A 25,258-nucleotide genomic window follows, 5' to 3' on the forward strand; every position below is an offset into this window, starting at 1 on the left:
TGGCAAACGATCCCTCCATGGTCGACCCTCTGGCCGAGACCGAGGTCGCTCCCCCCGTCGCGGAGCCCGGTGAGCGCAAGCGGCTGTCGAAGTGGCGGCTGTACAGCCGCCGCTTCGCCCGCAACCGTCCCGCGGTCGGCGGCGTGGTCATCTTCGTGCTGCTCGTGCTCTTCGCGGTGTTCGGCACGTTCTTCCAGAAGTACGACCACGTCGAGCTCGACTTCCTCGCCCTGTCCGACCCGCCGAGCCCCGAGCACTGGTTCGGCACCAACAACGCCGGGAACGACCTGTACGCGATGGTCGTCGTGGGCCTGCAGCGCTCGCTGCTGATCGCGGTCGTCGTGGCCACGGGCACGACGATCCTGTCGGCCGTCATCGGCACCGCGGCCGCCTACTTCGGCGGCCGGATCGAGCGGGTGGCGCTGTTCATCATCCACTTCCTGATGGTGGCGCCGACGTTCCTGCTCCTCGCGATGATGTCCAACGACTCCGGCGGCGACTGGAAGGTCATCGCCCTCGTCCTGATCCTCGTCAGCTGGTTCTTCCAGGCCCGCACCATCTGGACGCTGTCCCTCTCGCTGCGCGAGCGGGAGTACGTCCACGCCGCGCGCTACATGGGCGTGCCCGGGCTGCGGATCGTGCTGCGCCACCTGATCCCGAACATCGGGTCGCTGCTGGTCATCAACTTCACGCTGGGCGTGGTCGGCGCCGTCATGGCCGAGACCGGGCTGTCCTTCCTCGGCTTCGGCGTGAAGCTCCCCGACGTCTCGCTCGGGTCCCTCATCGGCATCGGCGCTTCCAGCATCTCGAGCGCGCCGTGGATGTTCTACTTCCCCGCCGCCGCACTGACGCTGCTGACCGTCTCCATGGCGCTGGTCGCCGACGGCCTGCGCGACGCCCTCGATCCCACCTCCGCTGCGGGAGGCCGCGCATGACCACCCCCGTACTCTCCGTCCGCGACCTCACCGTCAGCTTCCCGTCCGAGGCGGGGCGCGTCGACGCCGTCCGCGGCGTCTCGTTCGACCTCGCCGAGGGGCGCACCCTCGGGATCGTCGGCGAGTCCGGCTCCGGCAAGTCCGTCACCTCGCTCGCCGTCATGGGCCTGCTCGACGAGAACGCCCGCATCGGCGGCTCGGTGCAGTTCGAGGGCGAGGAGCTGCTCGGCAAGAGCGACGCGCAGATGTCCAAGATCCGCGGCAACGGCATCGCGATGATCTTCCAGGACCCGCTGACGTCGCTGACGCCGGTGTTCACGGTCGGTGACCAGATCGTCGAGGCACTCACGGTCCACAACCCCCGGATGTCGCGCCGCGCGGCCTGGGACCGCGCCGTCGAGCTGCTCGGCCTCGTCGGGATCCCCCGGCCCCAGGAGCGCGTGAAGTCGTTCCCGCACGAGTTCTCGGGCGGCATGCGCCAGCGCGTGGTCATCGCCATCGCGATGGCGAACAACCCGCGGCTGATCATCGCGGACGAGCCGACGACGGCCCTCGACGTCACGATCCAGGCCCAGATCCTCGACCTCATCAAGACGGCGCAGCGCGAGACCGGTGCCGCGGTCATGATGATCACGCACGACATGGGCGTGGTGGCCAACATCGCGGACGACGTGGTCGTCATGTACGCCGGTCGCGCGATCGAGAAGGCCCCGGTCGAGACGCTGTTCGCGGACACCCGCATGCCCTACTCGATCGGCCTGCTCGGGGCGATCCCCCGGGTCGACAAGTCGGTGGACCAGCCGCTCGTGCCCATCAAGGGCAGCCCCCCGCTGCTGGTCGACCTCCCCGACGCGTGCCCGTTCGCCGCGCGGTGCCCGATCGTGCAGGACGCGTGCCTCACCTCCGAGCCCGAGCTCCTGCCCGTCGGCGGCGCACCGGACCACCGTGCCGCGTGCATCCGCGCGGAGGAGATCCGTGCCGGCCGCATCGGGGACGAGCCGGTCTACCCGGTCCCCGAGATCCCCTCCTCGACCCTCGAGAGGGTGCCCCGCGACCTGCGTGCGCCCACCCTCGAGGTCGAGAACCTCACGAAGACGTTCCCGCTCCTCAAGGGCTCGTTCCGCAAGAAGAAGGTCGGCGAGGTGCACGCCGTCAAGGGCGTCAGCTTCGACGTCCGCGAGGGCGAGACGATGGCGATCGTCGGCGAGTCCGGGTCCGGCAAGACCACGACGCTGCTGCAGATCATGGACTTCGCCGCGCAGGACGACGGCGACATCCGGATCGTCGGCACCAGCGTCGCCGACATCAAGGGTGGCCGCGCCGAGCGTCAGCTGCGCCGCGACGTGCAGATCGTGTTCCAGGACCCGGTCGGCTCGCTCGACCCGCGCATGACGGTCTTCGACGTCATCGCCGAGCCCCTGCGCACCGTGGGCACCCCGACCGCTGACGTCGGGCCTCGGGTCGACGAGCTCATGGACCTCGTCGGCCTCGACCCGGCGCACAGCGACCGCTTCCCGGCGGCGTTCTCCGGCGGGCAGCGCCAGCGCATCGGCATCGCACGCGCTCTGGCGACCAACCCGAAGCTGGTGGTCCTCGACGAGCCGGTGTCCGCGCTCGACGTGTCGGTGCAGGCAGGCGTCATCAACCTGCTCGACGAGCTCAAGGTGCGCCTGGGCCTGTCCTACCTCTTCGTCGCGCACGACCTGTCGGTCGTGCGGCACATCGCCGACCGCGTCGCCGTGATGTACCTCGGCAGCTTCGTCGAGCACGGCGAGGTCGACGCGGTCTTCGACGACCCGCAGCACCCGTACACCCGAGCGCTGCTGTCGGCGATCCCGGTGCCGGACCCGGTGAAGGAGCGCGGCCGCGAGCACATCGTGCTCAAGGGCGACCTTCCCAGCCCGACCGACACCATCACAGGGTGCCCCTTCGTCTCCAGGTGCCCCCTGTACCAGACCCTCGACGCCCCGGAGCGGGCCGTGTGCGAGACGAAGGTCCCTGTCCTCAGCGGCCGTACGGGCGTGCACGTGAACGCCTGCCACCACCGCTGACGAAGCTTTCCTCACCCATCAACTCCAACCATCGAGTGAGCGCCTACCAGGCGCGAAAGGAGCACCCATGAGGCTGCAGAAGAGACTGGCCGGCAGCGTCGCCGTCGCCGGCGTGCTGGCCCTGGCCCTCACCGCCTGCGGCGGCGGGAGCAACGACGACGGCGGCGCCAAGCCGTCCGCCTCGGCCCAGACCATCGAGGGCGCGGACTACAACCCGCAGCCGCGCGAGAAGCTCGAGCAGGGCGGCGAGGTGACCTTCCCGCTGACGGAGATCACCCCGCAGATGAACCCGAACCACTCCGACGGGTCGGTCGACACCGCCCGCATCTGGGAGTGGTACAACCCGCAGATGATCCTCATGTCCCCGGAGGGCGAGGCCTCGGCCAACCCGAACTACCTCTCCGACTGGACCACCGAGGTCAAGGACGGCAAGACCGTCGTGACCTACACGATCAACCCCAAGGCGGTCTGGAACGACGGCAGCCCGATCACCTGGAAGTCCTACGAGGAGCTCTGGAAGGCCAACCGGTCGACCGAGGAGGGCTACGTCCCCAGCTCGACCGACGGCTACTCGCAGATCGAGTCTGTCAAGCAGGGCGAGGACGAGCGCCAGGCGGTCGTCACCTTCAAGACCGAGTTCCCCTGGACCGACGGTCTGTTCTGGCACATCATGAACCCGGCCGTGAACTCGCCGAAGGTGTTCAACGAGGGCTACCTCGAGGACGCGCACGCCGACTGGGGCGCCGGCCCGTACAAGATCGACGAGTTCGACCTCAACGGTGGCGTCGTCTCGTTCGTGCCGAACGACAAGTGGTGGGGCGACAAGCCCATGCTCGACAAGGTCACGTTCCGCGTGCTCGAGCCCACCGCCGCGGTGAACGGCTTCCAGAACGGTGAGGTCAACTACGTCGACAACCTGTCGGCCGACAACCTCGAGCAGCTCAAGGACGTCGACAACGCCGAGACGTACCGCGCGCAGCGCACGTCGACGAACCTCCTCGAGCTGAACGCCGAGCGTCCGCAGTTCAAGGACGTCAAGGTCCGCGAGGCCCTCTTCAAGGCCATCAACCGCGACCAGATCAAGGAGGTCGTCTGGAACGGCCTCAACTACACCGAGCCCGACGCCGGCTCGCTGAACCTGTTCCCGTTCCAGGAGGGCTACGTCGACGCGCTCGCTGCGGCGGGCTACAAGTACGACGTCGACGCGGCCAACACGCTCCTCGACGAGGCCGGCTGGACCAAGAACGGCGACGTCCGCGAGAAGGACGGCGTGAAGTTCGAGGGCCGTCTGCCCATCTTCGGCGACGAGCCGATCACCGAGGCCCGCGCCAAGGTCGTCCAGCAGCAGCTCGCCGCGATCGGCTTCAAGCTCGACATCGACAAGCGCCCCGCGAGCGACTTCTCGACCGTGCTGTCCACCAAGGACTGGGACCTCGTCATCCTCGGCTTCTCGTCGAGCGACCCGTACGGCGTGGCGTACATGTGCCAGCTGTACTGCTCGGACTCGGGCCTGAACCTGTCGTCGACCGGCACCAAGGCGATCGACAAGAAGATCGCGGACCAGGTGTCGTCCCTGCCGACGGCTGAGGAGCAGACCGAGGCGGGCATGAAGCTCGAGTCGGAGATCATCTCCGAGACCTGGGGCATCCTGCCGCTGTACAACGGCCCGTGGATCTCAATGGCCACGAAGGGTCTCGCCAACCTCACGCCCGAGACCTACACCGGTCTCGACCTCTTCGGCCTGCAGCCGGTGGAGAACGTGGGCTGGGAGAAGGGCACGGCCCCCGCGAACTGACGCGGACGCCTGAGCCGTACGGCTCGACCAGCAAGGCCCTCGGGGCCGGTGGCACCCGCCGCCGGCCCCGAGGGCTTCGTCGTGCCTGGGGCGTGCCGGGCGGGGCCCCGTCCGGCCTACGGCTCCAGCAGCCCGCGCACGTCGTCGGCCGCGAGCGAGCGGGAGAACGCGCCCCCCTCGTCGTCCAGCACCGCGTCGAACAGCGCGGCCTTGCGGCGCGCCAGCGCCATCACCTTCTCCTCGATGGTGTCCTGCGCCACGAGGCGGGTGACAGCGACGTGCCGGGTCTGCCCGATGCGGTGGGTGCGGTCCACCGCCTGCGCCTCGGCCGCGGGGTTCCACCACGGGTCCAGCAGGTAGACGTAGTCCGCCTCGGTGAGGTTCAGCCCCACCCCACCCGCCTTGAGGCTGATGAGGAACGCCGGCGCGTCCCCCTCCTTCCAGCCGCGGATGACGTCCGCGCGGCGGCGGGTGGCCCCGTCGAGGTAGGCGACGGCCAGCCCCGCCTCCGCGCACCGCGCCTCCACCCGGCGCAGGAACGACGTGAACTGCGAGAACACGAGGGCCCGGTGGCCCTCCGCGGCGATCTCGACCAGCTCGTCGGTCACCACGTCCAGCTTCGCGGAGCCCACGCCCGCGTACGCGCCGTCGAGCAGCGACGCGTCGAGCGCGAGGCGGCGCAGGGTGGTCAGCGAGCGGAAGATGGCCACCCGGTTGGCCTCGAAGTCCTCCAGCAGGCCGAGGAGCCGCTGCCGCTCCCGCTGCAGGTGGGTGTCGTAGACCTTGCGGTGGTCCGGGGTGAGCGGCACGCGCAGGACGCGCTCCTGCCGCTCGGGCAGCTCGGGCGCCACCTGCTCCTTGGTGCGACGCAGCACGAGGGGACGGATCCGGCGCTTGAGGCGGGCCAGTGCGCGGTTGCCTGCCGCCACCACCTGCGGGTCGTCGTCGGTGGCCGCGGCGTCGACGAGCCGCGCCGTCTCGGCGCGGAAGCGGTGCATCGACGGGTAGAGGCCCGGCGCGACGACGGCCAGCAACGCCCAGAGCTCGAGCAGGTTGTTCTCCAGGGGCGTGCCGGTGATCGCGAGCTTGAACGGTGCGTCGAGGAGCCGCGCGGTCTCGTGCGCCCTCGTCCGCGGGTTCTTCGCCACCTGGGCCTCGTCCAGGATCAGGCCGCTCCAACCGAGCGCGTCGAACGCGTCGAACTCGAGGCGGAAGACGGCGTAGGACGTGACCAGCACGTCGGCCCCCGCAGCGAGCTCCGCGACCCCTCTGCCCAGCGTGCGCCCTGTCGCCGGCATCGACGCCACCCGCAGCCCGGGCGTGAAGCGTGCCGCCTCGTCCACCCAGTTCCCCACCACGGAGGCGGGCGCGACGACGACGAACGGCGGCGCGTCAGGCGCGGTGGCGCGGGCGTGCGCGAGGAACGTGAGGGCTTCGACCGTCTTGCCGAGCCCCATGTCGTCGGCCAGGATGCCGCCGAGCCCGTGGCTCCACAGGAACGCCAGCCACTCGAACGCCTCGCGCTGGTACGGGCGCAGGTCGGCACGGACCCCCACGGGGACGTCGACCGGCTCTGCCACCGTCTCCCCCGCCGCGAACGACCGCAGCCCCGCCAGCGACCGCCGCCACGTCGCCGCGGCCTCCACGACGTCCGCGACGTCCTCGAGCTCGCCCCACAGGTGCGCGTCGTAGCGGCTGACCCGCGCCTTGCCCGGTCGGTCGCTCAGCTCCGTGGCCTCGGCGATCAGGTCGCGCAGCCGCCCCAGGACCGGCTGGTCGAGCCGGAGCCACGAGCCGTCCACGAGCAGGAGCCGCTTGTCGCCGCGCGCGAGGGCGGTGAACAGGCGCGCGAACGGGAGCTCCTTGCCGGCCACGGTGACGGAGACGCCGAGGTCGAGCCAGTCGGAGTCCCCTGACGGAGCCCCGGAGACGACCACCCGCGGGGCGGCGTCGAGATGCAGGTAGTGCGGCACGTCGGTGGCCTCGACCCGCACGTCGCCCGTGGCCGCGAGGGCGGGCAGCACCCCGTGCGCGAGGTCGAGGGCGTCCAGCCCCTTCAGCTCCGTCCGGGCCGCGAGGTCGAACCGCTCGAAGCCCGGCACGCCGCGGACGGCGGCCTGCGCCTTGGCCCGCATCTCGGCCTCGGCGTCCGGGGCCCGCAACGGGTCGGCGGCGGCACCTTCGAGCGGGACGCGCCGCGGCGACCCGCCTGACGCGGGGTACTCGTAGCACCACGCGAGCCGCGCGTGCTCCGGCGACGCGAAGCCCACCTCGGCGACGAGCACCGGGCGCGGCGGGTCGGGCAGCGTCACCGAACCGTCGGAGAGCACGCGGACCGCGCGCCGCAGCACCGGCAGGTGCTCGGCGAACAGCTCGGCCACGTCGTCGCGCGGGACGTCGACCCGGCCGACGACGACGAGCTCGCGGGCCGAGTCGGAGAGGCGGCGCGCGGTGGGCCCGAGGCGGAGCACCGTGCGCCGCCCCTCGGTCTCGACGGCGTACACGCCGGTGTCGCCGACCGTCCCGAGGGCAGAGCCTGCGGGCGCGTCCGCGCCGTCGAAGGCGACCACCGGGTCGAGGCGCACCCCGTCGTCGCCGGACCTGACCACGAGCCGGAGTTCGGCCGTGCCCGCCAGGCGCACCTCGTCGCGCGCGCCGTGCGCGACCAGCGGGATCTCCAGGTCCGCCGCCTCGGCGAGCAGGGCCCACAGGCCGCGTCCCCCCGCGGCGAGCGGCCGCCACGCCAGCCGGCCGCGGCCGAACCCGCCGTCGGCGAGGGCGGAACCCAGGTCGGCGAACCAGCGCCGGACCTGCGGGGCCGGCGTGGCCCGCACGTCGGCGAAGGCGTAGAGCCCGGTGGCGAGCGCCTCCCAGCTCGCCTCGGGCGCCACCTTCCACCCGGTGCGACCACGCACCACCGGGCGCACCGACAGCTGCGGCGGCAGGTCGCCGAACGCCTCGTCGAGCCGGAAGCGCAGCGCCACCGGCAGCACTCCGCCGGTCGCACCGTCGGACGCCGTCCCCACGGCCGGGCCCCGTGCGCTCCCGGTCACCGCCGCGAGCCGACCGCGCCAGCCGGTCGACGTCGTCCCCTCGGCCGCGGCGTGGCCACCGACCTCCGTCGCACCCGCCTGCTGCCCGACGTGCAGCAGCGTGGCCGCCACGTGCTTGCAGTCCTCACGCACGGGGCAGCTGCACGTCGCGGCCCGGTACGCGTACCGGCCGTCGGCGCCCACGTCGAACGTGACGCGGCAGGTGTAGGGCTGCGGGCCGCTCCCCGTGACCTGGGAGGTCAGGACGAGCGCGTCCGCGTCCCAGCGCCACGTGCCGACCATGCCGGCCCGCTCGTAGCCCTGGGCACGGCGGAACGTGGCGCTCCCCACGATGCCGCCGACCACGACGGGGTCGAGGCGGGGCGGCGGGGCGGGCATGGCGTCCATGCTCGCACGTGCCTCCGACGCGGTGTGCCAGTCGCGCTTGGCACACTATTTGCCCTCGGCGCAGGACACGCCAGAGCGGCAGGACCCCTGGCGCGCGACTGGCGCCCGGAGCTCAGAGGAAGCGGCCGCGCACGGCCTCGCCGTGCGCGGGCAGGTCCTCGTCGTTGGCGACGGCGACGATCCGGTCCGCGAGCTCCTCGAGCGCGTCCCGGGTGTACTCCACGACCTGGACGGACCGCAGGTACGCGTGCACCCCGAGCCCGCTGGAGAAGTGCGCCGACCCGCCGGTGGGCAGCACGTGGTTGCTGCCCGCCATGTAGTCGCCGAGGGAGACCGGCGACCACGGGCCCACGAAGATCGCGCCCGCGGAGCGCACGCGGTTCGCGAGGGTCGGGGCGTCCTGGGTCTGGATCTCCAGGTGCTCGGCACCGTACGCGTCCACGACCGCGAGCCCGTGGTCCAGGTCGTCGACCAGCACGACGGCGGACTGCGGACCGCTCAGGGCCTGCATGACGCGCGCGGAGTGCTTGGTGGAACCGACCAGGTCGCTCAGCCGGGCCTCGACGGCACCCGCCAGCTCGACGGACGGCGTCACCAGCACGGAGGCCGCCATCGGGTCGTGCTCGGCCTGGCTGATGAGGTCGAGGGCGACGTGCCCCGGGTCGGCGGTCGCGTCGGCCAGCACCGCGATCTCGGTGGGGCCCGCCTCCGCGTCGATGCCGACGACGCCGCGCACGAGCCGCTTGGCCGCCGCGACGTACACGTTGCCCGGCCCGGTCACGACGTCGACCGGCTCGCACAGGACGGGACCGTCCTGCGGTGCGGAGCCGGCCGCGCCGTACGCGAACATGCCCACGGCCTGTGCGCCGCCCACCCCGTACACCTCGTCGACGCCGAGCAGCGCGCACGCGGCGAGGATCGTCGGGTGCGGCAGCCCGCCGGCGTCCTTCTGGGGCGGTGAGGCGACGGCCAGGCCGGGCACGCCGGCCTCCTGCGCCGCGACGGCGTTCATGATCACGGACGACGGGTAGACGGCGAGCCCGCCGGGCACGTACAGGCCGACCCGCTGCACGGGGATCCAGCGCTGGCGCACGACCGCGCCGGGGGCGAGCTGCGTCGCGTGCTCGGTGGGCACCTGGGCGGCGTGCACCGTGCGGACCCGCCGGATCGCCTCCTCGAGGCCGGCCCGCACCACCGGGTCGAGCGTGTCGAGCGCGTTCGTGAGTGCCGCCGCCGGGACGCGCAGATGCTCGGGACGCACCCCGTCGAACTGCTCGGCCAGGTCACGCAGCGCGGCAGCGCCACGGGCCCGGACGTCGGCGAGGATCGGGGCCACGGCCGCGGTCGCCTGGTCCACCCCGATCTCGGGGCGCGGCAGCACCCCGAGCAGCTCGGTGCGAGACAGCTCCTGACCACGGAGGTCGATGCGTCGGATCACCCGGCCAGTCTAGGCAGCGCGGGTCGGACGCCGGAGCCTTTTGTCGGAGAATGGACGCATGACCGCCGCCACCGACGTCCCCATCCGCGACGACATCATCCGCCTCGGCCAGTTCCTCAAGCTCGCCGGCCTCGCGGAGTCCGGCACGCACGCCCGCGACCTCGTGGCGGACGGCGAGGTGCAGGTCAACGGCGACGTCGAGACGCGGCGCGGGCGACAGCTCGTCCGTGGCGACGTGGTGACCGTCTCCCTGCCCGAGGGCGACGAGTCGGCCGTCGTCGCCTGACCAGAGGCTCGCCTGGCCAGCCGCCCGCCTGACCAGACGCTCGCTCAGGACGTCTCAGGCCATGTAGGTCGACGCCATCGCGCGGTCGGGCGTCAGGCGCAGCACCACCCGGGCCGGGTCGTGCTCCAGGGGCCGGTACCGCTTCGCGTAGCGTGCGACCGCGTCCGCGATCTCGGCCGGGTCCTCGCTCACCTCGACGGTGCCCTCCAGGGTCAGCCACCGGCCGCCGTCGACCTGGCACAGCGCCGCCCGCGGCCGTGCGCCGTCGGCGCCGGCACGGCGGGCGTTGGCGACCTTGACCGAGGTCCGGCGCGCCGTGGTCCTCGCCACGCCGGCGTCGGCGTCCCAGGTGAAGGCGACGGGCACGACGTGGGGGCTGCCGTCGGCGCGGAGGGTGGTCAGGGTGGCGAGGTGGCGCTCGGTGACGAACACCAGCTGCTCGGGGTTGAGGCGGAACACGCCCCCGAGCCTACGGCGCGCGTGGGCGAGCCCCGCCCGCGTCAGAAGCCGGCGCTGAGGATCGGCGGCACCCGGGTGCCGTGCCTGCCCTCGTCGTGCAGCGCGCGCAGGACCACCAGCTCGTGCGGCACCACCCGCTCGGGCAGGGCGACGAACGGGAACCACCGCAGGTCGCCGGCCTTCGCGGGCTCCCGGATCGCGGGGCCGCCCGTCCACCGGGTCGCGCTGAAGAAGAAGTCGACCCGCTGCTCCAGGGCCGGCCCTCCGGGCTGGCCGCGGTGCATGGCCGTGACCGGCACCAGGTCCGCGGCCTCGACGACGACGCCGAGCTCCTCGCGCGCCTCCCGCACGGCCGCCTCGTGCACGGACTCCCCTGCCTCGACGTGCCCCGCGGCAGCGGCGGCCCAGTACCCGTCCATGAAGCCGGTGCCCTGCCGCAGCTGCAGCAGCACCTGGCCCTCGCGGCGCAGGTAGAGGTACGCCGCGGGGACCACGCGGAAGCGGTGGTCCGCGGAACCGTCGTCGGGCCCCTCGACGGCCGTGCCCGGCGTCCCGGTCATGAGAGGCAGCTCGGGCCGAGGAGGGCCTTGAGGTCCCCGAACAGCGCGGGCGACTTCTCGACCCGCAGGGTGTCGGCCGCGCGCACGACCGTGCGCTTGCCGGGCTCGGCGACGCTCACGTGCACCTCTGCCGACCCCGGGTGCGTCGCGAGCACCTCGCGCAGGCGCACCATGACCGGCTCCACGCACCGCGTGTGCGGCACGGTCACCAGCACGGGCGCGTCGGCGACGGCGGACGTGTCCGGCAGCGACACCTCCATGGCCTGCAGCTGCATCTGGTCGTCCCGGCGCCGGACACGCCCGCGCAGCGTCACGACCTGGTCCTCGGCGAGGATCGTCGAGTAGGCCAGGTAGGTCTCCCCGAAGAACATCACCTCGACGGCGCCCTCGAGGTCCTCGACGGTGACCGCCGCCCACGGGTTGCCGTTCTTGCTCATCTTGCGCTGCACGCTCGTGAGCAGGCCCGCGACCGTGACCGTGGACCCGTCCTGGCGCCCTTCGTCAGCCATGAGCGCGGCGATCGACGTGTCCGCCGCGCGGGCGAGGACGTGCTCCAGCCCGGACAGCGGGTGGTCCGACACGTACAGGCCGAGCATCTCCCGCTCGAACGCGAGCCGCTGCTTCTTGTCCCAGTCCGGCAGGTCCGGGACGTCGACGGCGAACGTCATCGCCGCGTCCTCGTCCGCACCACCGAACCCGGCGAAGAGGTCGAACTGGCCCTCGGCCTCCTTGCGCTTCACCGAGATCACCGAGTCCACCGCCTGCTCGTGCACCACGAGCAGGGCACGGCGCGGGTGGCCCAGGGAGTCGAACGCGCCCGCCTTGATGAGCGACTCGATGGTCCGCTTGTTGCAGACGACCGCGGGCACCTTGTCGAGGAAGTCGGTGAACGAGGTGAACGCCCCCTTCTCCTCGCGCGCGGCGATGATCGCGTCCACCACGTTCGCGCCGACGTTCCGGATCGCCGTGAGCCCGAACCGGATGTCGTTCCCGACGGCGGTGAACTTGGCGGCGGAGTCGTTGACGTCCGGCGGCAGGACCGTGATGTTCATGCGACGGCACTCGCCCAGGTAGAGCGCCATCTTGTCCTTGTCGTCCCGCACGCTCTGGAGCAGGCCGGCCATGTACTCGGTCGGGTAGTTCGCCTTGAGGTAGGCCGTCCAGTAGGAGACGACGCCGTAGCCGGCCGAGTGCGCCTTGTTGAACGCGTAGCCGGCGAAGGGGACCAGGGTGTCCCAGACGGCCTGGATCGCCGGCTTGGAGTACCCGCGCTCCTTCATGCCCGCCTCGAACGGGACGAACTCCTTGTCGAGGATCTCCTTCTTCTTCTTGCCCATCGCGCGGCGGAGCAGGTCGGCCTGGCCGAGCGAGTAGCCGGCGAGGATCTGGGCGGCGCGCTGCACCTGCTCCTGGTACACGATGAGGCCGTAGGTCTCCCCCAGCACCTCGCTGAGCGGCTCCTCGAGCTCGGGATGGATCGGCTCGATCTTCTGCAGCCCGTTCTTGCGCAGGGCGTAGTTGATGTGCGAGTTCATGCCCATCGGGCCCGGGCGGTACAGGGCGATGACGGCGGAGACGTCCTCGAAGTTGTCGGGCCGCATCTGGCGCAGCAGCGAGCGCATCGCGCCACCGTCGAGCTGGAACACGCCGAGCGTGTCGCCGCGGGCCAGCAGGTCGTAGGTGGCCTTGTCGTCCAGCTCGACCGTCTCGATCGCGACCGGGTCCTTGCCGTTCATGACGATGTTCTCGAGCGCGTCGTCGAGGATCGTCAGGTTGCGCAGGCCGAGGAAGTCCATCTTGATGAGGCCGAGGCCCTCGGACGTCGGGTAGTCGAACTGCGTGATGACCGCCCCGTCCTGCGGGCGCCGCATGATGGGGATGATGTCGATCAGCGGGTGGCTCGACATGATGACGCCCGCGGCGTGCACGCCCCACTGGCGCTTCAGCCCCTCGATGCCGCGCGCCGTCTCGACGACGCGCTGCGCCTCGGGGTCGGCGTCGTGCACCGCGCGGAACTCGGCGGCCTCGGCGTACCGCTCGTGCTTGGGGTCGAAGATCCCCGAGAGCGGGATGTCCTTGCCCATCACGGCGGGCGGCATCGCCTTGGTGAGCTTCTCCCCCATCGCGAAGGGGAAGCCCAGCACGCGCGAGCCGTCCTTGAGCGCCTGCTTCGCCTTGATCGAGCCGTAGGTGACGATCATCGCCACCCGGTCGTCGCCGTACTTCTCGGTGACGTACCGGATCACCTCGGCGCGCCGGCGCTCGTCGAAGTCCACGTCGACGTCGGGCATCGAGATGCGCTCCGGGTTGAGGAAGCGCTCGAAGATCAGACCGTGCTTGAGGGGGTCGAGCTCGGTGATGCCCATGACGTACGACACCATCGAACCGGCCGCGGAGCCTCGGCCGGGCCCTACGCGGATGCCCTGGTCCTTGGCCCAGTTGATGAAGTCGGCCACCACGAGGAAGTACCCCGGGAAGCCCATCTGGATGATGACCTCGACCTCGTAGTTCGCCTGCTTGCGCACGTCGTCCGGGATGCCGTCCGGGTAGCGGCGGCGCAGCCCGGCCTCGACCTCCTTGACGAACCAGCTGATCTCGTCCTCGCCCTCGGGCACCGGGAAGCGCGGCATGTAGTTCGCCTTGGTGTCGAACGAGACCTCGCAGCGCTCCGCGATGAGCAGCGTGTTGTCGATCGCCTGCGGGAGCTCCGCGAACAGGCGGCGCATCTCCGCGCCCGAGCGCACGTAGAAGCTGTCCCCGCTGAAGGCGAACCGGCTGCCGCCCTGGTCGTAGGTCGGCTCGTCGAGCGTCGACCCGGAGTTCACCGCGAGCAGCACCTCGTGCGAGTGGGCGTCCTCCTGCTTGGTGTAGTGCAGGTCGTTGGTGGCCACGAGCGGCGCGTCGATGTGCTCGGCGAGGCGCAGGAGGTCCTTGAAGGTGCGGGACTCGATGTCGATCCCGTGGTCCATGAGCTCGACGAAGAAGTTCTCCTTGCCGAGGATGTCCTGCAGCTCGCCCGCCGCGCGCACCGCCTCGTCCCACTGACCGAGCCGCAGGCGCGTCTGCACCTCGCCCGAGGGGCAGCCCGACGTGCCCATGAGGCCCTTGCCGTAGGTCTCGAGCAGCTCGCGGTCCATGCGCGGCCACTTGCCCATCTGCCCGTCCAGCGACGCCAGGGACGACGCGCGGAACAGGTTGTGCATGCCCTCGTTGTCCCGCGCCCAGAGGGTCATGTGCGTGTACGCGCCGCCCGCCGAGACGTCGTCGCGCCGCTGGTGCTGCTCGCCCCACAGGACCTTGGTGCGGTCGTGGCGGCTGGTGCCCGGCGTGACGTACGCCTCGACGCCGATGATCGGCTTCACCCCGTGCTTCTGCGCCGTGCTCCAGAAGTCGAACGCGCCGAACAGGTACCCGTGGTCGGTGATGGCGATGGCCTTCTGGCCCAGGCGCGACACCTCGCTGAACAGGTCGTTCATCCGCGCCGCGCCGTCGAGCATCGAGTACTCGGTGTGCACGTGGAGATGGACGAAGTCGTCCTCGGAGGTGCCGGTCGGCTGAACGGTGGGGGATCCTGCGTCGGGCATGCCGCGAGTCTAGGTCGCCCCACCGACGTCCCGGTGACGACTCCCGGGCGACCCCCGATACAGTGCTGGCGACCGCCGACACCGCGAGGAGGCCCAGTGCCGGGAGTGACCAGCTCCGACGTCGCGCGCGCGGCCGGGGTGTCCAGGACCACCGTCAGCTACGTGCTCAACGACACTCCGGGAGCCTCGGTCTCCGAGGCGACGCGCGCGCGCATCCATGCCGCGGCCGCCCGCCTGGGGTACGCCCCGTCCGCCGCGGCCCGCACCCTCCGGCGTGGCCGCAGCGACCTCGTGGTCTGCGTGCTGCCGGACTGGCCGACGGGCCCGGTCGTGGACTCCGTGCTCGACCACCTCACCGACGTCCTCGCCGCCCGCGGGCTCTTCGTCCTCGTGCACCACCACCGGGGCTCGCGCGACCTCGCCGACCTGTGGCGAGCGGTGACGCCCCGGGCGGTGGTCGGCCTCGCCCCCTTCTCCGCCGCGGACGTGGCGGCGATGGAGCGCGCCGGAATCCAGGTGGTCGGCGCCGCCCAGCCTGCCGACGACGACGCCTTCGACCGCTCGCAGCGCGGCATCGCGGCGCTGCAGGTGGACCACCTGGCCGCCGCCGGGCACGAGCGCCTCGCGGTCGCCACGACCGACGACGCGCGGCTGAGCCGGTTCGCCGACCTCCGCGTCGCCGGCGCGCGCGACGCGTGCGCGCGACGCGGTCTCCGCCCGCCCCTGCGCACGGTCGTGCGCCCGGACGAGGCCGCCACCCGCGCCGTGCGGGACTGGCACGGCCAGGGCGTCACGGGCGTCGTGGCGTACAACGACGACCTGGCGCTGGCGGTGGTGGCGGGGGCACGCGAGACGGGGCTCACGGTCCCCGGCCGGCTCGCGGTGATCGGGGTCGACGACGCACCCGCCGGGCGGGTCGCCTCCCCTCCGCTCACCACCGTCGCCCAGCCGGTGGGGCCGCAGTCGGACCACCTCGCCGCGAGCGTGCTCGCGGCGCTGGACGGCGTCGTGGCACCGCCGTGGCCGCACGACCCCGCTCGCGTGGTCGTCCGCGGCTCGGCCTGATCCTGCGGTCGCACGACCACCAGGGCCGTGCGACCGCAGGCGGCGGTCCCTGCGTCAGGGTGCCGGGTAGTCGGCCAGGTACTCCGGCGAGCCGGAGGACGACGGCGGCACCGCGTCGCCCACGCCGTTGACGACGTGGTCGATGGTGCCGGCACTGAGGTTGACCGTCATGAGGTGGTGCAGCCGGACACCCGGCCGCTCAGGCACCGAGAACCCGTCCTCGGTCACGATCGCGGGGTTGTTCTGGTTGAACACGTACACCCCGCCGCCGAAGAGCCGGTGCCGGCGGACGTCGTCACCGACCTTGTACCCGGCCCAGCCGAGCGTCCCGTCCGGCTGGGTCCAGTCGGCCTGCGTGGGCGGGTCGTAGGGCAGCTCGTTCTGGTACAGCACCACCGTGCCGTCCTCGCCGTTCCAGGCCGTGTTGTGCTCCTGGAAGTGCTCGACGAACAGGCCGGTCGCGGTCACCCGGTCGCCGTTGACGACGACGCCGTTGCGGGCCGTGTTGGTGCGCCACCGCTCGGTGTCGCCGTTGACCCCCGCCGAGCCGTCGGTGGCGAACCCTTCCACGCCGTGGTCCGCGCGCCAGACCCAGGTGTGGTCGATCAGCACGTCGTCCGCGTTCACCTCGAGCGCGACGTCCGTGCGCCCGACGTGCGGGCCACCCACGCGGAAGTAGACGTCCGAGAGGGTGACGGGGTTCGCGGGGTCCGAGCGGTGGTTGTTGCCGTGCGCCTTGCCGACCCGCAGGAGCGCGGGCGACCGCTCGGGGCCCGCGTCGATCGTCACCCCTGCGACGACCGCACCCGGGACGTCCCCGACCTCCAGCGGCACCGCCCCGTCGACCGACGTCAGCGTCGCGTGCCCCATGCCGAGCACGACGGTGTCGGCGCGCATCACCCGGAGGCTGCGGTCCACGTCGTAGACGCCCGGCGTGAGCAGCAGGTTCTTGCCGCGCGCGAGCTCGGCGTTGATCCGCGTCGCCGAGTCGCCCGGGCGCGCGATGTAGAAGTCGGTGATCGGCACGGTCCGGCCGGGCGTGGTCCCGTCGGACCAGGACACGCCGCTGCTGTCGTGCTGCGCCGCCGGGACCCGCACGTTGTACCGGCCCTGGTCGTCGACGAACAGGTAGGGCTTCTCCCGGCTCGTCGGGGTCTCGCCCAGCACGGTGTACGGCTGGGCCGGGAAGCCCGCCTCGCTCGGCGCCCCCTCGACCCCCGAGAAGACCTGGTTCCACACGCCGTTCGACCAGCCGCCGCCCAGCTCGCTGTTGCGCGTGAGCCACTGCTGCTGCGAGCCGTTGACCACCGGGCTGTCGAACCGGGAGTCGGCGATGAAGCCGCCGCTGGCGTACTGCGGGCCGGCGGTGCAGTAGTCCATGAGCGACAGCGGCCCGCGGACGTCGAGCCGCCGCATGGAGACCGCCTGCGACACGGCCCAGAAGTTCGCCGTCGCCTCGCAGCCGCCCTGGCCCGCCGTGTCCACGTCGAGGGAGAGGTTGGAGATCGTCCGCCAGAAGTTGACGAGGGCGATGCAGTTCGGGTTCGCGTCGTCGCCGAGGCAGCGGTTGCGCACCTCGACCGCCCCGTCGATCGTGACGTCCTCGGGCGAGGCGCCGAGGCCGGCGACCTCGGTGTAGTAGCCGACGTTGACCTGCAACGGGTCGGCGGCCGAGCCGTAGGTACCGGGCAGGAAGTACACGGCCTGCCGCTCGGTGGTCATCTCGGCGTCGACCAGCCGCGCGTGCAGCGCGTCCATCGTCGCCTGGATCTCGGACTGCGGGGTCTCGGGCCCGAAGACCGTGACGTTCGGGCCGAGGTCCGGGTGCTTCGGGTCGATCCGCTGGGCCGGGGCTGCCTGGGCGCCGGACGTCCCGGCCACGATCGTCACGAGTGCTGCTCCTGCTGCGACGACCGGCGCGAGCCGGTGCCGACGTGGACGTACCGGCGCCGGGTGGCCCGGCGCGGGGTGTGCTGCCATGCGTCCTCCTCGTCGAGGTCGCGAGTGACTCGTGTCACCCGTCCCGACGAACGCTAGGGCGTGGAGCGTCGCAGGACAAGAGCAGCGGCTACGCGTACGCGCCGCGGACGACCTCGAGCGCGTGCGCCAGGTCGTCGGGGTACTCGCTGCCGACCTCCACCCAGCGGCCCGTGAGCGGGTGCTCGAACCCCAGCCGGACGGCGTGCAGCCACTGGCGCCGGAGCCCGACCTTCGACGCGAGGACGGGATCGGCGCCGTAGGTGAGGTCGCCCACCAGCGGGTGGCGCACCGCCTGGAAGTGCACCCGGATCTGGTGCGTGCGACCTGTCTCGAGGTGCACCTCCACCAGCGACGCGGCGGGCAGCATCTCGAGCACCTCGTAGTGGGTGACCGAGTGCTTGCCGTCCGCCACGACGGCGAACCGGTAGTCGGCGCTGGGGTGCCGGCCGATCGGGGCGTCGATCGTGCCCGTGGTCGGCTCGGGGTGCCCCTGGGCGAGGGCGTGGTAGACCTTCTCGACCGTGCGCTCCTTGAACGCGCGCTTGAGGCCGGTGTAGGCCGCCTCGCTCTTGGCGACGGCCATGAGGCCCGACGTGCCGACGTCGAGGCGGTGCACGATGCCCTGGCGCTCCGCCGCGCCGGAGGTCGCGATCCGGTAGCCCGCCGCCGCGAGCGCGCCGACCACCGTGGGGCCGGTCCAGCCCGGCGACGGGTGCGCCGCCACCCCGACCGGCTTGTCGACGACCACCACGTCGTCGTCCTCGTACGCGATCGACATCCCGGGGACGGGCTCCGCGACGACGGCAGCGGCCGCGGGCCGCGCGTCGGGCACGGTGACCTCGAGCCACCCCCCGGCCACGACGCGGTCGGACTTGCCGACCTCGCGGCCGTCCAGCAGGACCGCGCCCGACGAGGCGAGCTCGGCCGCCTGGGTGCGGGAGAACCCGAGCATCCGGGCGAGGGCCGCGTCGACCCGTTCGCCCGCCAGGCCGTCCGGGACGGGCAGCGTCCGCGTCGACACCGTCAGCGCTCCTCGTCCGCGGCGTCGGCGCTGCGAGCAGGCTGGTCGCCGGTCGTCTCGACGTGCCGTCGCCCGTCCAGGCCGATCCCGAGGAACGACAGGATGACGATGAGCGCGGCCGCCGCCACGATGGCGATGTCCGCGACGTTCCCGACGAAGACGCCGTAGTCGATGAAGTCGACCACCCAGCCGCGACCGACGCCCGGCTGACGGAAGAGCCGGTCGCCGAGGTTCCCCAGCGCCCCGCCCAGCAGCAGGCCGAGCGCCACCGCCCAGCCGACCGAGCCGATGCGGCGGATGGCGCGCACGATGACCACCACGACGACGATCACGACGATCGTGAGGATCCACGTCATGCCCGAGGCGATCGACAGCGCGGCGCCGTCGTTGTAGATGAGACGCAGCTGCAGGAGCTCACCGAGCAGCGGGGACGGCTCGGCGCCGAGCACGAGCGTCGACTCCGCCCACCACTTGGTCAGCTGGTCCACCAGCAGCACCACGGCTGCCAGGGCGAAGGTCCAGATCACCAGACGACGGCGGCGCTCAGCGGACACCGGAGCGTCCGTCGCCGCGGCGGGCGCGGCGGTGCCCTCCGGGCCGTGGTCGGTGGGCGCACCGGTCGCGGGCGACTCGGGGGCGCCGTCGCGCGGCGCGGGCTCGGGGGCCGGGGCGGAGCCGGCGGGCGTGGTCGACATCGTCGGCCAGTCTAGGCGGACCGCGCCTGCCGCAGGACCGCTCGGCCCGATCCGGTCCCCGGCCACCCGGGGAGGGTCAGCGACGCTCCTCGCGCGCCTTCGCCTCGACGGACAGCGTCGCCCGCGGGAACGCCTGCAGCCGCGCCTTGCCGATGGGCAGCCCGGTGATCTCGCACGTGGCGTAGGTGCCCTTGCGGATGCGGTCGACGGCGTGCGTCGTCTGCGCCAGCAGGTCGCGCATGTTGTTGACGAGCGTCAGCTCCTGCTCGCGCTCGAGGGCGCTCGAGCCGTAGTCGGCCTGGTCGTCGCCCGCGCCGTCGCCGGAGTTGCGCAGCAGGTCGGACAGCTCCTGGTCGGCGACGGCGAGCTCGCGCTCGAGACGCTCCTTGTCCTCGAGCAGGAAGGCTGCCAGCTCCTCCACCTCGTGCAGGGTCCAGGGCTCCTCGCCGTCACGGACCGGGAACGACTTCACGTCCCGCGTGAGGTGCGGGAAGTTCTCGCGCAAGGCCGCGCGGGTGGTGGTCGAGAGCTTGGCCATCGGTGCCCTTTCTTTGGTGCGTCGACGACGAGTCACCGAAGCGTAAGTGCGACGAGCGGCCCGCACAACAGCACGCGCGGGGTGGCGTGCATGTCGTGCGGGCCGCTCGGGGTGAGACGGGGCGAGAGAGCCCGGTGCGCGGGGTGACGGGCCCCGCTCAGAGCTCCGATCCGCGGCCGGCGTTGGCGTTCTGCCGCTGAGGAGGCAGGGCCGAGCCGCGGGCGTCGAGGTCGCCCAGCAGGTTCTGCAGGAAGCTCTTGAGACGCGTGCGGTAGTCGCGCTCGAAGAGGCGCAGCTCGTCGATCTTGCGCTCGAGGAGCGAACGCTCCTGCTCGAGCTGGGACAGCGTGCGGTGGCTGGTCTCCTCCGCCTCGCGGACGATGCGCGAGCCCTCGGACTTCGCCTCCGAGATGAGACGGTCGCCCTCTTCCTGACCGGACCGCACGTAGTCGTCGTGCAGCTTCTGGGCCAGCTGGAGCATGCCCGTCGCAGACTCGGGCTCCGCCGGCTGCTGCTTGGACGCCGCCGGGGCCGGCACGGGGGCCGGGCTGGGCGCGGGGGTGGGCGTCGGCTGGGACTGCTGCGCCGCGTCCGAGCGGCTCAGCTCGGCGACGCGGTGCTCCGCCGCCGTCAGCTTCGAACGCAGGTCGTCGTTCTCTTCCTGGACCGCCGTGAGCGTCCGCACGACCTCGTCGAGGAAGTCGTCCACCTCTTCGACGTCGTAGCCCTCACGGAACTTGGTCGCGGCGAACTTCTTGTTCAGGATGTCCTCTGCCGTCAGCAGCGCCATCGTCTCACCTCATCGTCTTGCAGGGTCGTCGGGGACCCGGGTCACGGGCCGTCTGGATGACCACGGTAGCGGACACGGTGCGGGGCGACCTGCCCGACAAGGCCCGGTCGTGCCGCCCTCACCACGTCTTCACACGTCAGCAGGGTGGCGAGAGTCACCCTGCCGAAGGTCACCGGCCTGTCACAGGGATGTCACCGGCCGAGGCCGAGGAACACCTGCTGGAGGATCGAGGTGCCGATGAACAGGATCAGGAACGCCAGGTCGAGGCGGACCTGCCCGAGCGTCAGGGGCGGGATCACCCTGCGCAGCGCGCGGAGCGGCGGGTCGGTGACCGTGTACACGGCCTCCGCGATGACCAGCATCACCCCACGAGGTCGCCAGTCCCGCGCGAAGAACTGCACCCAGTCGAACACCAGGCGCACGACGAGGCACAGCAGGAAGAGGCCGAGGAGGAAGCCGATGAGGGTAAACACTGCGTTCACGGGTCGAACCTACCCGAGCACGAGGCAGGGCGAGCACGAGGCAGGGCCGGGGCAGACTGCCCCGGCCCTGGCCGGACGGATCCGTCGACGTGACCGGCAGGACCGGTGCGCCGGTGGGGTGGTGCGTGGCCGCTGCGGTCGCTCAGCTCTGGTTGTAGAACGCCCCGCGGCCGGGAGCCTTCTCCGCCGGCGGCTCCTCGCCCGAGATCTCGACGTGCTCGGGCGAGAGCAGGAAGACCTTGTTCGTGACGCGCTCGATCGACCCACGAAGGCCGAAGATGAGGCCCGCGGAGAAGTCGACGAGACGCTTGGCGTCCGCGTCGTCCATGTCCGACAGGTTCATGATGACGGGCGTGCCGCCACGGAACGCCTCGCCGATCGTGCGGGCGTCGTTGTACGAGCGCGGGTGGATGGTGGTGATCCGCCGCAGGTCGGACGCGATCACCGACTCGCTCGCACCGCCGCGGTGCAGCGGGGTGACCTGCGCCTGGTAGTCGTCACGGTCGCGCACCGGTGCCTCCAGCTCCTCGTACTCGTCGAGGTACTCCTCCGACTCCCCCTGGTCGTCGGCGAGCCCCAGGTACAGCATCGTCTTGCGAAGCGCTCCGCCCATCGCCTTGCTCCGTTCGTCGCCACGTCCCACCCTCCGTCCAGGGCGGTGTCACGACGTTAACCACGCCCGTGGCGGCATCGACGCACGACACGCCGGTGTGTCGTCCCCGCGAGGCGTGTCCGTCCCGGTCAGGTCGGGTCATGTCGGGCCAGGTCGGGCCAGGTCGGGCCAGGTCACGCTCGTCGGGTCACGTCAGGTCAGGACGACGACGCCGGCCTGTCGTCCCGTCGTCGCGCCCTGGGCGGTGGCACGGCGGTGGGAGTAGAGGTCGGCGTCCGTGAGCGTGCACCGGTCCACCCGCATCGCGTCGACCCCCCGGGCGGCCAGCTGGGCGAGCACCCCGGCCGGCAGGTCCAGGGCGGGCGTGCCCGCCTCCGTGGTCGACCACGTCTCGGGGACGACGCCGGCCACGTCCGCGCGCATCTCGGCGGGCACCTCGTAGCACGACCCGCAGACCGCGGGCCCGACGGCGGCCCGCAGGTCCTGCACGCTGGCCCCCCGCGCGAGCATGCCGTCCAGGACCCGGTGCACGACACCGGCCACGACGCCCTTGCGCCCGGCGTGCGCCACGCCGACGACCCGGGCGACCGGGTCGGCGAGCACCACCGGCACGCAGTCCGCCACCAGCACCCCGAGCGCGAGGCCCGGCTGAGCGGTGACCATGGCGTCGGCCTCGCCCGCCGCGGCCGGGGGCTCGGGCGACGACCACTCCGCCAGCTCGGGGGCACCGAGGTCCAGCACGTGGTCGCCGTGCACCTGTGCGGCGAACGCCACCGGCGCGCCGACCCACTCCCCCAGGCGTGCGCGGTTCTCCCGCACGCGCACCGGGTCGTCACCGGTCGACGTGCCCAGGTCCAGCGAGGACCACGGGGCGGGCGACACCCCGCCGTGGCGCGTGGTGAAGCCCGCCACGACGCCCTCCCCGAGGTCCACGCGCAGCAGCCCCGCGCCGAACTGCGCCGGCAACAACGCCTCCTGGGCCCAGCCGACCGTCCCGCTCACTCCGCGCTCACTTGAGGAAGTCGGGCACGTCGAGCTCCTCGGCGGGGCGACGGGGCTCGTCGAACAGCCGGGGGACCTCGACGGGGCGCTCCACCGTGACGCCCTCGCCCTCGGCGTCCTCGACCACGGTGAACGGCCGGCGCGCCTCCGACGGGCGGGCACCGGCGGGCGGCGCCGGCGGCGCGTCGAGGCTGACGGGCACGTCGTCGGGCTCGGCCGGGATCGGCCGCGGCCGGACGTTCGCCGCGGGCACCGACTGGGTGGTCGGCTGCGGCGGGCGCGGGGGCGCCGTCTGCACGCCGGGCGGCGGCACGGGCACGGTCGTGGCCGCCCCGTCGCCGGAGGCCGCCGGCCGGGGGGTGGCCCCGGCGATCTGCCCGAGACCCCGGCCGTCCTTGCGCGTCTGCGGCACGCCACCGTCGAACCCGGCGGCGATGACGGTGACGCGCACCTCGTCGCCCAGCGCGTCGTCGATGACCGTGCCGAAGATGATGTTGGCCTCGGAGTGCGCCGCCTCCTGGACCAGGCGCGCCGCCTCGTGCACCTCGAACAGGCCGATGTCGCTGCCGCCCTGGATCGAGAGCAGCACGCCGTGCGCCCCGTCGATCGACGCCTCGAGCAGCGGGGAGGAGATCGCGAGCTCGGCCGCCTGGACGGCGCGGTCCTCTCCCCTGGCCGAGCCGATGCCCATGAGCGCGGAGCCCGCCCCCTGCATCACGGACTTCACGTCCGCGAAGTCGAGGTTGATCAGGCCCGGGGTCGTGATGAGGTCCGTGATGCCCTGGACACCGGAGTGCAGCACCTGGTCGGCGGAGTGGAACGCGGCGATCGCCGAGACGGTCCGGTCCGACATCGACAGCAGCCGGTCGTTCGGGATGACGATGAGGGTGTCGACCTCCTCGCGGAGGGTCTCGATGCCCTGCTCGGCCTGCACGGAGCGCCGGCGACCCTCGAACGTGAACGGTCGCGTCACGACGCCCACGGTCAGGGCGCCGAGCGAGCGCGCGATGCGGGCCACGACGGGTGCGCCGCCGGTGCCGGTGCCGCCGCCCTCGCCCGCCGTCACGAAGACCATGTCGGCGCCGCGCAGGACGTCCTCGATCTCCTCGGCGTGGTCCTCGGCCGCCTTCTTGCCCACCTCGGGGTCGGCGCCGGCGCCCAGGCCACGGGTGAGCTCACGACCGACGTCGAGCTTGACGTCGGCGTCCGACATCAGCAGCGCCTGGGCGTCGGTGTTGATGGCGATGAACTCGACACCCTTGAGCCCGACCTCGATCATGCGGTTCACGGCGTTCACGCCGCCACCGCCGATACCGACCACCTTGATCACTGCCAGGTAGTTCTGCGGAGTTGCCACGTCGTTGCCTCTCGGGTCGTTCCTGGTCCCCGACGTCCGGTCCTCGCTCCCCCTCGTCGCTCCCGCAGGGCTAACCTTAAGGTTCGAGTTGAGGGTTAGAGTTATGTCAGGTTGCTGCTGCGATCGACGGTAGGCGTCGCGCCGGGCCCGGCGCCGGACGTCTCTCGGCGTGTCGCGCGCGCCCGGTGCTTGCGCTGCCGGGGCACCGGGGTCACCGGGTCACCGGCAGCTCGGGCGACGACACGTCGATCGTGCGGGCGCCGTCGGCCAGCTTGCGCAGCGTGCGCACCGCCTCGACCTTGAGGGGCAGCTGCGAGCTCCCGCCCCACACGACGGTGGTGCCGTCGTCGAGCACCGTCTCGACGGCGTCCTGCGTGTCCGCGCTCACCTGCTGGACCTGCTTCGCGAGACCCGGCGGCAGCGCGGCGAGGACGTGCAGCGCCGCCTGGAGCGCCAGGGCGTCGTCGAGCGGGACGTCGACCTGCGGGAGCCCCTGCGGAGCCGAGGGGCGCGTCGCGACGCGTGCTCCCGACGAGTCGAGGAGGGCCAGCTCGTCGCCGTCGGGGACCGCCGCCACGGGCACCCGTGGCGTCACCTCGACGGCGAGGCCGTGGGGCCACGAGCGCGCGATGCGCACGTCCTTCACGCCCCGCAGCCGGAGCAGCTGCTCACGCAGCGCCACGGTGTCGAGCCGCGGCAGGGGCGTGCCGACCGGCTCCTCGACGATCTCCCGGACGGCCGCCGGGTCGACGTACTGGTTCACCCCCGAGACGGACACCTGCGCCTTCTCCAGCGCCAGCACAGGGGACCACAGGGCGGCGACGCCCAGGGCGACCACGACGACGACGGCGACGACCCACCCGAGCACACGCCGCCAGGCGCGGTGCCGGCGCATCGCGGTCCGCTCGGCGAGCCGGTCCGCCATCTGGGTGGACACGCGCGGCGGGACCTCCTGCCCCACCGGGACGACCGCTGTCGCCGCGGTGCGGGGGCCATGCGCGCCGTCGGGGCGGGCGGCGGGCGTCCGGACCTGCGCCGTCGGCGCCGTCGGTGCGGCCGGGGCTGTCGTCCGCGCCGAGGTCGCCGGGGTGGCTCCCGTCGCCGGGCGCCGGCGCGGCGCCGGTCCTCCGGCCGCACCCGTCCGAGGTCCCGACGACGTGGTGCGTG

The 25,258-nt window shown here is 72.6% G+C and carries 21 protein-coding genes; 5 read left to right on the plus strand and 16 right to left on the minus strand.

What is annotated here, in order from left to right; all coding sequences use genetic code 11:
* Positions 1 to 17 precede the first annotated feature (17 nt).
* The 3 genes from ACWGKI_RS06140 (at position 18) to ACWGKI_RS06150 (ending at position 4,781) form a co-directional block, all read left to right on the plus strand.
* Entirely contained in the window at positions 18 to 935 is a 918-nt protein-coding gene (locus ACWGKI_RS06140) for an ABC transporter permease (RefSeq protein ID WP_380241752.1), read from the plus strand.
* Positions 932 to 2,986, plus strand: a complete 2,055-nt coding sequence (locus ACWGKI_RS06145) for an ABC transporter ATP-binding protein (protein WP_452185519.1) — start codon at positions 932 to 934, stop codon at positions 2,984 to 2,986. The genes ACWGKI_RS06140 and ACWGKI_RS06145 overlap by 4 nt, the downstream gene beginning before the upstream one ends.
* A 67-nt stretch (positions 2,987 to 3,053) precedes the next feature.
* Positions 3,054 to 4,781: an ABC transporter family substrate-binding protein gene (locus ACWGKI_RS06150; protein ID WP_380241747.1), complete on the plus strand. Its 1,728-nt coding sequence runs from the start codon at positions 3,054 to 3,056 to the stop codon at positions 4,779 to 4,781.
* A gap of 116 nt (positions 4,782 to 4,897) precedes the next feature.
* Here ACWGKI_RS06150 and ACWGKI_RS06155 read toward each other — a convergent pair whose 3' ends face one another.
* Both ACWGKI_RS06155 and hisD read right to left on the minus strand, forming a co-directional pair.
* On the minus strand, positions 4,898 to 8,212 hold the full coding sequence (locus tag ACWGKI_RS06155) for a DEAD/DEAH box helicase (protein ID WP_452185522.1): 3,315 nt from the start codon (positions 8,210 to 8,212) through the stop codon (positions 4,898 to 4,900).
* Between the two features lie 121 nt (positions 8,213 to 8,333).
* Complete coding sequence (gene hisD, locus ACWGKI_RS06160) at positions 8,334 to 9,659, minus strand: histidinol dehydrogenase (RefSeq protein WP_380241742.1); 1,326 nt, start codon at positions 9,657 to 9,659, stop codon at positions 8,334 to 8,336.
* Between the two features lie 58 nt (positions 9,660 to 9,717).
* Between hisD and ACWGKI_RS06165 the strand changes: the two genes are divergently transcribed.
* Positions 9,718 to 9,945, plus strand: coding sequence for an RNA-binding S4 domain-containing protein (locus ACWGKI_RS06165; RefSeq protein WP_380241740.1), 228 nt, complete (start codon positions 9,718 to 9,720; stop codon positions 9,943 to 9,945).
* 54 nt (positions 9,946 to 9,999) lie between these two features.
* Here ACWGKI_RS06165 and ACWGKI_RS06170 read toward each other — a convergent pair whose 3' ends face one another.
* Genes ACWGKI_RS06170 through dnaE form a run of 3 tightly spaced genes read right to left on the minus strand, consistent with a single transcriptional unit; the run spans position 10,000 to position 14,548 of the window.
* Positions 10,000 to 10,404: a pyridoxamine 5'-phosphate oxidase family protein gene (locus ACWGKI_RS06170; protein ID WP_452185524.1), complete on the minus strand. Its 405-nt coding sequence runs from the start codon at positions 10,402 to 10,404 to the stop codon at positions 10,000 to 10,002.
* A 41-nt stretch (positions 10,405 to 10,445) separates the two neighbouring features.
* A complete protein-coding gene (locus ACWGKI_RS06175) occupies positions 10,446 to 10,964 on the minus strand; it encodes an NUDIX hydrolase (RefSeq protein ID WP_452185526.1) in 519 nt (172 codons plus the stop codon).
* Positions 10,961 to 14,548, minus strand: coding sequence for a DNA polymerase III subunit alpha (gene dnaE, locus ACWGKI_RS06180; RefSeq protein WP_452185528.1), 3,588 nt, complete (start codon positions 14,546 to 14,548; stop codon positions 10,961 to 10,963). The genes ACWGKI_RS06175 and dnaE overlap by 4 nt, the downstream gene beginning before the upstream one ends.
* 96 nt (positions 14,549 to 14,644) lie before the next feature.
* On the opposite strand from dnaE, the gene ACWGKI_RS06185 reads away from it, so the two are divergent.
* Entirely contained in the window at positions 14,645 to 15,613 is a 969-nt protein-coding gene (locus tag ACWGKI_RS06185; protein ID WP_452185530.1) for a LacI family DNA-binding transcriptional regulator, read from the plus strand.
* Between the two features lie 54 nt (positions 15,614 to 15,667).
* Here ACWGKI_RS06185 and ACWGKI_RS06190 read toward each other — a convergent pair whose 3' ends face one another.
* The 11 genes from ACWGKI_RS06190 to ACWGKI_RS06240 form a co-directional block, all read right to left on the minus strand.
* Positions 15,668 to 17,503, minus strand: a complete 1,836-nt coding sequence (locus tag ACWGKI_RS06190; RefSeq protein WP_452185532.1) for a glycosyl hydrolase family 28-related protein — start codon at positions 17,501 to 17,503, stop codon at positions 15,668 to 15,670.
* Positions 17,500 to 17,631: a hypothetical protein gene (locus ACWGKI_RS06195; RefSeq protein ID WP_380241726.1), complete on the minus strand. Its 132-nt coding sequence runs from the start codon at positions 17,629 to 17,631 to the stop codon at positions 17,500 to 17,502. The genes ACWGKI_RS06190 and ACWGKI_RS06195 overlap by 4 nt, the downstream gene beginning before the upstream one ends.
* Before the next feature lie 50 nt (positions 17,632 to 17,681).
* Positions 17,682 to 18,614 (minus strand): RluA family pseudouridine synthase, encoded by a 933-nt coding sequence (locus ACWGKI_RS06200; RefSeq protein ID WP_452185534.1) that lies wholly within the window; start codon positions 18,612 to 18,614, stop codon positions 17,682 to 17,684.
* A 2-nt stretch (positions 18,615 to 18,616) separates the two neighbouring features.
* Complete coding sequence (locus tag ACWGKI_RS06205; RefSeq protein ID WP_452185536.1) at positions 18,617 to 19,309, minus strand: signal peptidase II; 693 nt, start codon at positions 19,307 to 19,309, stop codon at positions 18,617 to 18,619.
* A 76-nt stretch (positions 19,310 to 19,385) separates the two neighbouring features.
* On the minus strand, positions 19,386 to 19,847 hold the full coding sequence (locus tag ACWGKI_RS06210) for a TraR/DksA family transcriptional regulator (RefSeq protein WP_380241720.1): 462 nt from the start codon (positions 19,845 to 19,847) through the stop codon (positions 19,386 to 19,388).
* Positions 19,848 to 20,004: 157 nt separating this feature from the next.
* Positions 20,005 to 20,637 carry a DivIVA domain-containing protein gene (locus ACWGKI_RS06215; protein WP_380241718.1) on the minus strand — a complete coding sequence of 211 codons (633 nt, stop codon included), beginning with the start codon at positions 20,635 to 20,637 and terminating at the stop codon, positions 20,005 to 20,007.
* A gap of 191 nt (positions 20,638 to 20,828) precedes the next feature.
* Positions 20,829 to 21,119, minus strand: a complete 291-nt coding sequence (locus ACWGKI_RS06220; RefSeq protein WP_380241715.1) for a YggT family protein — start codon at positions 21,117 to 21,119, stop codon at positions 20,829 to 20,831.
* Positions 21,120 to 21,261: 142 nt separating this feature from the next.
* A complete protein-coding gene (locus tag ACWGKI_RS06225; RefSeq protein ID WP_380241713.1) occupies positions 21,262 to 21,732 on the minus strand; it encodes a cell division protein SepF in 471 nt (156 codons plus the stop codon).
* A 192-nt stretch (positions 21,733 to 21,924) separates the two neighbouring features.
* Positions 21,925 to 22,734 carry a peptidoglycan editing factor PgeF gene (pgeF, locus tag ACWGKI_RS06230; RefSeq protein ID WP_452185540.1) on the minus strand — a complete coding sequence of 270 codons (810 nt, stop codon included), beginning with the start codon at positions 22,732 to 22,734 and terminating at the stop codon, positions 21,925 to 21,927.
* Between the two features lie 7 nt (positions 22,735 to 22,741).
* Positions 22,742 to 24,091 carry a cell division protein FtsZ gene (ftsZ, locus tag ACWGKI_RS06235; RefSeq protein WP_380241708.1) on the minus strand — a complete coding sequence of 450 codons (1,350 nt, stop codon included), beginning with the start codon at positions 24,089 to 24,091 and terminating at the stop codon, positions 22,742 to 22,744.
* A 211-nt stretch (positions 24,092 to 24,302) separates the two neighbouring features.
* Positions 24,303 to 25,028 (minus strand): cell division protein FtsQ/DivIB, encoded by a 726-nt coding sequence (locus ACWGKI_RS06240; protein ID WP_452185542.1) that lies wholly within the window; start codon positions 25,026 to 25,028, stop codon positions 24,303 to 24,305.
* Between the last annotated feature and the right edge of the window lie 230 nt (positions 25,029 to 25,258).

The sequence above is a fragment of the Isoptericola sp. NPDC055881 genome, assembly GCF_053615895.1.